The organism is Streptomyces sp. NPDC060232 (assembly GCF_042726555.1).
GTDB lineage: Bacteria > Actinomycetota > Actinomycetes > Streptomycetales > Streptomycetaceae > Streptomyces.
The window spans coordinates 1-8,165 of record NZ_JBHXAG010000048.1; the positions used below are offsets into that span (position 1 = coordinate 1).

Consider the following 8,165-nt stretch of genomic DNA (forward strand, 5'->3'; position numbering starts at 1 on the left):
TGCGGGACGCATGTCCTCGTAGCGGAGCTACCAGGACATGCGTCCCGCACGCCGAGGGTGCGTGCCGGGCGTCGCGACGCCGCGGGGCAACTCGATACAGACCCTAACGCGTGTCCGCCGCCGGCCGACGGGCGGCGATCCCGCGGAGTTCCTCCTCCGTGAGCGCGATCCCGAACACCGCTCGCAGGGTCCCGTCCAGCGCCTGCGCGGCGATCTCCTCGGTGGTGCTCGACCCGTCGGGGAGGGTGGTGACGAGCGTCAGGCCGTCCAGGCTGTGGTGGGCGGCCGGGGTCATGCGCTGCGCGAAGAGCCGGCGGACGAACGGGGAGCGCGCGTTCGTGCCCACGAAGTGGCTGCCGACGACGTAGTCGATCGGGTACTGGGCGGTGAGGGTGAAGGTGTGCCGGTCGGTCCACGGCGTCGGGACGCGCTCGGGGCCGCCGTCCGGCCCGGACGGGCCGGGGGCGGTCTGGTACAGCCACCACTGGTCGATGCCGTGGGCGCCGGGCCGCCGCTCCAGCCGGTGCCGCCAGCCGTCGTACGCGGCATGGGCCCCGTCGGCGAGTTCGATCGGCCCGAGCGGACCGGCCCCGAAGCCGACGTCGCACAGCCACGCGCGGTCGTCGTCGCGGGCGGTCACGGCGAGCAGGCCGTGGGTGGCGGGGAGCACCTTGGGCGCGCCCAGGCTGACCCGTCCGATCAAGCCGGTGACGTGGAACCCCAGGCGTTCGACGGCGGCCGCGAAGAGGAGCACGTGCTCGAAGCAGTAGCCGCCGCGGCGGTCGCGTACGAGGCGGGCCTCGACGGAGGGCAGGTCGAGCGGCAGGTCCCGGCCGAGGACGGCGTGGACGTTCTCGAAGGGGATGCCCGTGGTGTGGGCGCGCTGGAGGTCCCGCAGGACGGCGAGGGTGGGCTCGCGGGGGCCGTCGTACCCGATCCGGGCCAGATAGGCGTCGAGGTCGAGCACCGCGCCGGACCACCGGTCGGGCCGGTGGTCGGTCGGGCTGGGTGCGGGGACCGAGACGGGGGCGGGGACTGGGGTGTCGGCTGGCCGGATGCTCATGACTCCAGCCTCCTACCTCGACCCGCCTTGAGGTCAAGTGGGAATGCGGGGCCCCTCCGTGCACCACCGCGGCCGAGGTTCACCCCCGGTCGTAGCAGGCGGCGCCGCGCCCGCACCGCACCCCGGTGGTCAACGGCTCGACGCGCGAACCCGCACCCCCGTGGCCGCGCCCCCGTGGCCCCGCACCCGTGGCCCCGCACCCGTGCCCCCGACCCCGTACCCGTCAGAGGTATTCGCGGGCGAACTCCACCGCCCACTCGATCGCCGCCACCGGGACGCTGGCCGCCGCGGGGTCGATGGTCAGGCGGGCGCCCTCCCAGCCCTGGCCGTGCTCGCGGAAGATCGCGAAGTGGCCTTCCTCCAGGGTCCCTTCCGGCCTGACCAGGAACTCGATCGCCCGGTCGTCGCCATCCGTGCCGACCGTGGTGATAGCCATGTCACCGACTACGAACTCCACTGCCCCGCGCTCCTTGATCGCCGCCGTTCAGGCATCACTCGCCCTGGTTCAGGACCCCAGCCTCTCCCGCGGGCCCGGCGCCCGCATGAGTGCGCGTACTCAGGCCCGGTACTCAGTCACCTCCCGTCCCCCTCGGTCCGCCCAAGGTGACGAGGGCAACACGCACCCCCGTGCACAGCTCGGACTCACGTATTCCGTAGGCCGGACGACGGCCGCGCCCCGGATTCCAAGGGAAGAGCGCACCCGCACCCGCCCATCGCGCCAAACAGGATAAATCGACCTTCGGGTCTCCCCCGAAAAGGCGGGTCGGGCCCGCACCCGGCCCCGTAAGCTCCCGTCATGCAGGTGATCCAGTCAACGAAACTCGCCAATGTCTGCTACGAGATCCGCGGCCCCGTGCTCGAAGAGGCGATGCGGCTCGAAGCAGCAGGTCATCGCATCCTCAAGCTCAACACGGGCAACCCCGCGGCCTTCGGTTTCGACTGCCCGCCCGAGATCCTTGAGGACATGCTCCGCAACCTGGGCTCCGCCCACGGCTACGGCGACGCGAAGGGCCTGCTGTCCGCGCGCCGTGCGGTCATGCAGCACTACCAGACCAAGGGCATCGAGCTGGACGTCGAGGACATCTACCTCGGCAACGGCGTCTCCGAGCTGATCACGATGTCGATGCAGGCGCTGCTCGACGACGGCGACGAGGTCCTGGTCCCGGCGCCGGACTACCCGCTGTGGACGGCGTCCGTATCCCTCGCCGGCGGCACGGCCGTGCACTACCGCTGCGACGAGCAGGCCGACTGGATGCCGGACCTCGCCGACATCGAGCGCAAGGTGACCGACCGCACCAAGGCGATCGTGATCATCAACCCGAACAATCCGACCGGCGCCGTCTACGACGAGGAGATGCTGCGCGGGCTGACGGACATCGCGCGCCGCCACAACCTGGTCGTCTGCTCGGACGAGATCTACGACCGGATCCTCTACGACGGCGCCCAGCACATCAACACCGCCACGGTCGCCCCGGACGTCTTGACGCTGACCTTCAACGGCCTGTCCAAGAACTACCGCGTCGCGGGCTACCGGGCCGGCTGGATGGCCGTGTGCGGCCCGAAGGGGCACGCCGCCGACTACATCGAGGGCCTCACGATCCTCGCGAACATGCGCCTGTGCGCGAACATGCCCTCGCAGCACGCGGTGGCCACCGCGCTCGGCGGCCGGCAGTCCATCGAGGACCTGGTCCTGCCCGGCGGGCGGATCCTGGAGCAGCGCAACGTCGCCCACGACCTGCTGACCCAGATCCCGGGCGTGACGTGCGTGAAGCCGAAGGGCGCGCTGTACGCCTTCCCGAGGCTGGACCCGGCGGTCTACAAGATCAAGGACGACCGGCAGATGGTCCTGGACCTGCTGCGAGCCGAGAAGATCATGGTCGTGCACGGTACCGGATTCAACTGGCCCGAGCCCGACCACTTCCGGATCGTGACCCTGCCCAACGCCAAGGACCTCGCGGACGCCGTGACCCGGATCGGGAACTTCCTGGACGGCTACAGCCAGGCCTGATCCCGGCCAGGAGCGACCATACCGGCCAACATCAGGATCCAGCTCAACTTTAGAACCAATCCAATGTAGGATGGTCTCCTGACCACGCAGGAGGCCTCCTCATGTACGAGCCGATCCGCACCAAGCCGGTCGTCCAGCGCATGGGCGGCACCACGGTCGACTACCCCCACAGCAGCCGCGGCGAAGCGCTGGACATCCAGCTCGCCGGCCACCTCGCGGCCCTGCTCGCCGTCACCGACGAGCTCGGGCTCGACGAGGCCGCCGACACGATCGCCGCCCAGGTCGCCCGGCTGCGCGGGGCCCAGCCCGCCCGGGCACCCCAGGGCCCCGTGAGGGACGCCGCCGCGCTGCACCGGCGCGCGCACGACCTCGCCGCCCGCGCTCTCCTCGTCGCCGCGTCCCGCGCCGACACCACCGTCGCGATCCTCACCGCCGAGCGCATGGACGCGCATGCCGCCGCCCTGGAGTCCCTGGACCTGGCCGGCGCCCTCTAGACGGCCCCGGTCCGGGGCCGCGGAGGCTCCGGACCGGGCGCCATGACCGGCCGGCCGGCCCTTCCGAGGCCCGCTCCGCCGCCCGCCCCGCGGGCAACGAATTGGACAGATCCCCGTGCTCCGAACACGATGTTGGCTGAAACATCGCGGCAGCAAGGGGGAGGCCGCTCATATGGACCATCTCCTCCACTCCGCTTCGTCCCCGATCGAGCACCCTGGAGAGATGCGCCCATGAGCTTCGGCGATCCGAACAACCCTTACGGCCAGCAGCCCCCGCAGGGCCAGCCCGGCTACGGCCAGCAGGCCCCGCAGGGCGTCCCCCCGCAGTACGGCTACCCGCAGCAGCCGGCGCCGGGCGCGGCCCCGCAGTACGGCTACCCGCAGCAGACCCCGCCGCCGGCCAACTACGGCGCGTACCCGCCGCCGGGCATGCCCGGCATGCCCGGCGGGATGCCGCCGCTGGCCCACTGGGGTCTTCGCTTCGGCGCGCTCCTGCTCGACGCACTGATCATCGCCGGTCCGATGTACGCGCTGATCGGCCTCGGCGCGGCGTTCGCCGGCGACGAGGCGGGCGACTCGATCGCCGGTGTGCTCAGCCTCGTCGGCTTCCTGTACACCATCGGCATGGGCATCTTCCAGCTCTACAAGGAAGGCACCACCGGCCAGACGCAGGGCAAGAAGATCGTCGGCATCAGCCTGCACCGCGAGGCCGACGGCGCGACCCTCGGCTTCGGCATGGCCTTCGTCCGCAGGCTGGCGCACATCCTGGACAGCATGGCCTGCTACATCGGCTGGCTGTGGCCGCTGTGGGACGCCAAGAAGCAGACCTTCGCCGACAAGGTGTGCAGCACCGTCGTCGTCAAGGTGAACTGAACAGCGACGCCTGAGGGGCCATCGGCCCCATCGGCCCCACCCGCTACGGAACCCCGGGTGCCGGGGTCACCGGCGTGAACTCCGCGCCGGCGACCCCGCACCAGGGCACCGTCGCCACCGGCCACACCGGGCCGACCGCCTCCCCGTACTCGGTCGCGCCCGGGGCCACACCCGGGATCCGCACCAGCGCCTGCGCCGCGCGCCGTCCCGGGTCCGCTTCGGCGCGGTCGCGGAACTCCACCGTCACCACGTACGCGCCGACGCCCGCGGCCCGCCCGGTCGCCTCGACCGCGGCCGCCACCCGCCGACTGGCCGGATCGACACGGCAGCCCGTGACCCGTACATCCTCCACCGCCGCCCGCGGCGGCGCCTCCCGCTGTCCACCGCCGCTCGCCCACACGTACAGGCCCAGCGGGGCGAACACCAGCAGCCCGGCGATCGTCACCAGTCCGACCAGCCAGCCCTGCCACTTCAACGCGCTCACGCCCATGCCCCGATCCTCCCGGGCAGCCGCCCCGCCCACCAGCACCCGCGAACTCACACAGCATTTCGAAGCGGGACCGCCTGGAGGCGCGACGCACAGCGGCGGGCCCCACGAGGTGGAGGCCCGCCGCCAGCAGACGCACACGACCCGCCCGGTCAGGAGCGCGAACGCTCCCGACAGGACGGGTCGGTGCTTGCGGTGGGCGCCGCTTGGTCGGGGGCTCCCACAGCGGTGGGACGCCGCTTGGTCGGGGGCTCCCACGTTCATCGGCCCCTCTTCAGGGCGCGTCCTGGCTCAGCCCAGGCGCTCCACGAGTGCGTGGTACTGCTCCCACAGCTCCTTGGGAGTGTGGTCGCCGTAGGTGTTGAGGTGCTCGGGGACCAGGGCGGCCTCCTCGCGCCAGACCTCCTTGTCGACGGTGAGGAGGAAGTCGAGGTCCTCGGCCGGGAGGTCGAGGCCGTCGAGATCCAGGGAGTCCTTGGTCGGCAGGATGCCGATGGGGGTCTCGACGCCTTCGGCGGTGCCGTCGAGGCGGCCGACGATCCACTTCAGGACGCGGCTGTTCTCGCCGAAGCCCGGCCACACGAACTTGCCCGCGTCGTTCTTGCGGAACCAGTTGACGTAGTAGATCTTCGGGAGCTTGGCGGCGTCGGCGGAGGCACCGACCTTGACCCAGTGGGCCATGTAGTCGCCCATGTTGTAGCCGCAGAACGGCAGCATGGCGAAGGGGTCACGGCGCAGTTCGCCGACCTTGCCCTCGGCGGCGGCGGTCTTCTCGGAGGCGATGTTCGAGCCGATGAAGACGCCGTGGTTCCAGTCGAAGGACTCGGTGACCAGCGGAACGGCGGAGGCGCGGCGGCCGCCGAAGAGGATCGCGGAGATCGGGACGCCCTTGGGGTCCTCCCACTCGGGGGCGATCGTCGGACACTGCGAGGCCGGGACGGCGAAACGGGCGTTGGGGTGGGCGGCCGGCGTCTCGGACTCCGGGGTCCAGTCGTTGCCCTTCCAGTCGATCAGGTGCGCGGGCGCGTCCTCGGTCATGCCCTCCCACCACACGTCGCCGTCGTCGGTGAGTGCGACGTTGGTGAAGACCGTGTTGGCGTACATGGTCTTCATGGCGTTGGCGTTGGTGTGCTCGCCGGTGCCGGGGGCGACACCGAAGAAGCCGGCCTCGGGGTTGATCGCGTAGAGGCGGCCGTCCTCGCCGAAGCGCATCCAGGCGATGTCGTCGCCGATGGTCTCGACCGTCCAGCCGGGGATCGTGGGCTCCAGCATGGCGAGGTTGGTCTTGCCACAGGCGGACGGGAACGCGGCGGCGACGTACTTCGTCCCGCCCTCACCGGCCGGCGGGGTCAGCTTGAGGATCAGCATGTGCTCGGCGAGCCAGCCCTCGTCGCGGGCCATGACGGACGCGATGCGCAGGGCGTAGCACTTCTTGCCGAGCAGGGCGTTGCCGCCGTAGCCGGATCCGAAGGACCAGATCTCCCGGGTCTCGGGGAAGTGCGAGATGTACTTGGTGGTGTTGCAGGGCCACGGGACGTCGGCCTCGCCCTCGGCGAGCGGAGCGCCGAGGGTGTGGACGGCCTTGACGAAGAACCCGTCGGTGCCGAGCTCGTCGAGGACGGGCTTGCCCATGCGCGTCATGGTGCGCATGGCGACGGCGACGTAGGCGGAGTCGGTGATCTCGACGCCGATGGCGGAGAGCTCGGAGCCGAGGGGGCCCATGCAGAACGGGACGACGTACATCGTCCGGCCCTTCATGGAGCCGCGGAAGATGCCCTTCTCCCCCGCGGAGCCCCCCTCACCAGTGAAAATGGCCTTCATCTCGGAAGGAGCCTTCCAGTGGTTCGTGGGGCCCGCGTCCTCCTCCTTCTCGGAGCAGATGAAGGTGCGGTCCTCGACGCGCGCGACGTCGGAGGGGTCGGAGGCGGCGTAGTAGGAGTTCGGGCGCTTCGTCTCGTCGAGCTTCTTGAACGTTCCCTTGGCGACGAGCTCCTCGCACAGGCGCTCGTACTCGCTCTCGGAGCCGTCGCACCAGACGACGCGGTCCGGCTGGGTGAGGGCTGCGATCTCGTCCACCCAGGAGATCAGCGCTGCATGCTTGGTGGGAAGGGTCGAACTGGTGGGAGCCGCGTTGTCGCGCGCCACGATTGCTCCTTGTTGAGGGGTTTGTTTGGTGTTGGCCCCGTGGGGGCTGCGACCCGGACGCTTCGCGCTCCGCTCATCCGGTGTCGACCGCACTCATCTGATCATCCGGTGGATGTGCGCATATGTCCAGAGGGCCTCTCACGTGAGCATTGCCACGTCCGTCAATCTTCCGTAAAGAGGATGAGCGAAAACCTACGGACCCGTAGGTAGCATGGCGCGCATGACTTCTGACGCCGCCGCCGTCCCCGCCCCCGAGGCCGCAGCGACCTCCGAGGCCTCCCCGGTCACCGAGGCCGCGGAGGCCGTCGAGTCCGCCATCGAGGCCAAGCCGCTGCTACGCGGCTGGCTCCACCTCGGAATGTTCCCCGCCGTGATCGTCGCGGGACTGGCCCTGATGGCCTTCACCGACTCGACCCGGGCACGCGTCGCCTGCGGGATCTACATCCTCACCGCATGCCTCCTCTTCGGCGTCAGCGCGGTCTACCACCGCGGCACCTGGGGGCCACGCGGCGAAGCCATCCTGCGACGGCTCGACCACGCCAACATCTTCCTGATCATCGCGGGCACCTACACCCCGCTGACCGTCCTGCTCCTCCCGCCCTCCACCGGCCGGACCCTGCTGTGGGCGGTATGGATCGCCGCGGCCGCGGGCATCGCCTTCCGCGTCTTCTGGGTCGGCGCCCCACGCTGGCTCTACACCCCCTGCTACATCGCCATGGGCTGGGCAGCCGTTTTCTTCCTCCCCGACTTCATGCGCACCGGCGGCATCGCCGTCCTGGTCCTCGTGATCGTCGGCGGCCTCCTCTACAGCGCCGGCGGAGTCATCTACGGCATGAAGCGACCCAACCCCTCCCCCCGCTTCTTCGGCTTCCACGAGGTCTTCCACTCCCTGACCCTCGCGGCGTTCGTCGCCCACTACGTCGGCATCTCGCTCGCCGCCTACCAGCACTGACGCACCAACCCGGCACACCGGTGAGGGGTGGGGGCGCCCCCCCCCCCCCCCCCCCCCCCCCCCCCCCCCCCCCGCGGCCCCCCCCCCCCCCGGGGCCGCCCCCCCCCCCCCCCCCCCCCCCCCCCCCCCGCCCCCCGCCGCCG

The 8,165-nt window shown here is 71.1% G+C and carries 8 protein-coding genes; 4 read left to right on the forward strand and 4 right to left on the reverse strand.

The annotated features are described in order from the left end of the window. Positions 1–103: 103 nt before the first annotated feature. Together ACFWFZ_RS34205 and ACFWFZ_RS34210 are read right to left on the reverse strand one after the other, a co-directional pair. Positions 104–1,063, reverse strand: a complete 960-nt coding sequence (locus ACFWFZ_RS34205; RefSeq protein WP_387127910.1) for an arylamine N-acetyltransferase — start codon at positions 1,061–1,063, stop codon at positions 104–106. Positions 1,064–1,286: 223 nt separating this feature from the next. Next, a complete protein-coding gene (locus ACFWFZ_RS34210) occupies positions 1,287–1,520 on the reverse strand; it encodes a hypothetical protein (RefSeq protein ID WP_030665735.1) in 234 nt (77 codons plus the stop codon). A 339-nt stretch (positions 1,521–1,859) separates the two neighbouring features. On the opposite strand from ACFWFZ_RS34210, the gene ACFWFZ_RS34215 reads away from it, so the two are divergent. The 3 genes from ACFWFZ_RS34215 to ACFWFZ_RS34225 all read left to right on the forward strand — a co-directional run bounded on the left by ACFWFZ_RS34215 (position 1,860) and on the right by ACFWFZ_RS34225 (position 4,438). Continuing rightward, entirely contained in the window at positions 1,860–3,071 is a 1,212-nt protein-coding gene (locus ACFWFZ_RS34215) for a pyridoxal phosphate-dependent aminotransferase (RefSeq protein ID WP_387127912.1), read from the forward strand. A gap of 101 nt (positions 3,072–3,172) precedes the next feature. Further along, positions 3,173–3,565 carry a hypothetical protein gene (locus ACFWFZ_RS34220; protein ID WP_387127914.1) on the forward strand — a complete coding sequence of 131 codons (393 nt, stop codon included), beginning with the start codon at positions 3,173–3,175 and terminating at the stop codon, positions 3,563–3,565. Positions 3,566–3,796: 231 nt separating this feature from the next. Continuing rightward, the gene (locus tag ACFWFZ_RS34225; RefSeq protein ID WP_387127916.1) at positions 3,797–4,438 is read left to right on the forward strand and encodes an RDD family protein; all 642 of its coding nucleotides are present in this window, start codon (positions 3,797–3,799) and stop codon (positions 4,436–4,438) included. A 43-nt stretch (positions 4,439–4,481) separates the two neighbouring features. On the opposite strand, the gene ACFWFZ_RS34230 is transcribed toward ACFWFZ_RS34225, so the two are convergent. Then, complete coding sequence (locus ACFWFZ_RS34230) at positions 4,482–4,922, reverse strand: hypothetical protein (protein WP_387127918.1); 441 nt, start codon at positions 4,920–4,922, stop codon at positions 4,482–4,484. 294 nt (positions 4,923–5,216) lie between these two features. Continuing rightward, the gene (locus ACFWFZ_RS34235; protein ID WP_387127920.1) at positions 5,217–7,070 is read right to left on the reverse strand and encodes a phosphoenolpyruvate carboxykinase (GTP); all 1,854 of its coding nucleotides are present in this window, start codon (positions 7,068–7,070) and stop codon (positions 5,217–5,219) included. A gap of 220 nt (positions 7,071–7,290) precedes the next feature. Here ACFWFZ_RS34235 and ACFWFZ_RS34240 point away from each other — a divergent pair, with 220 nt between their 5' ends. After that, positions 7,291–8,022, forward strand: a complete 732-nt coding sequence (locus ACFWFZ_RS34240; RefSeq protein WP_387127922.1) for a hemolysin III family protein — start codon at positions 7,291–7,293, stop codon at positions 8,020–8,022. The last annotated feature ends 143 nt before the right edge of the window (positions 8,023–8,165 follow it).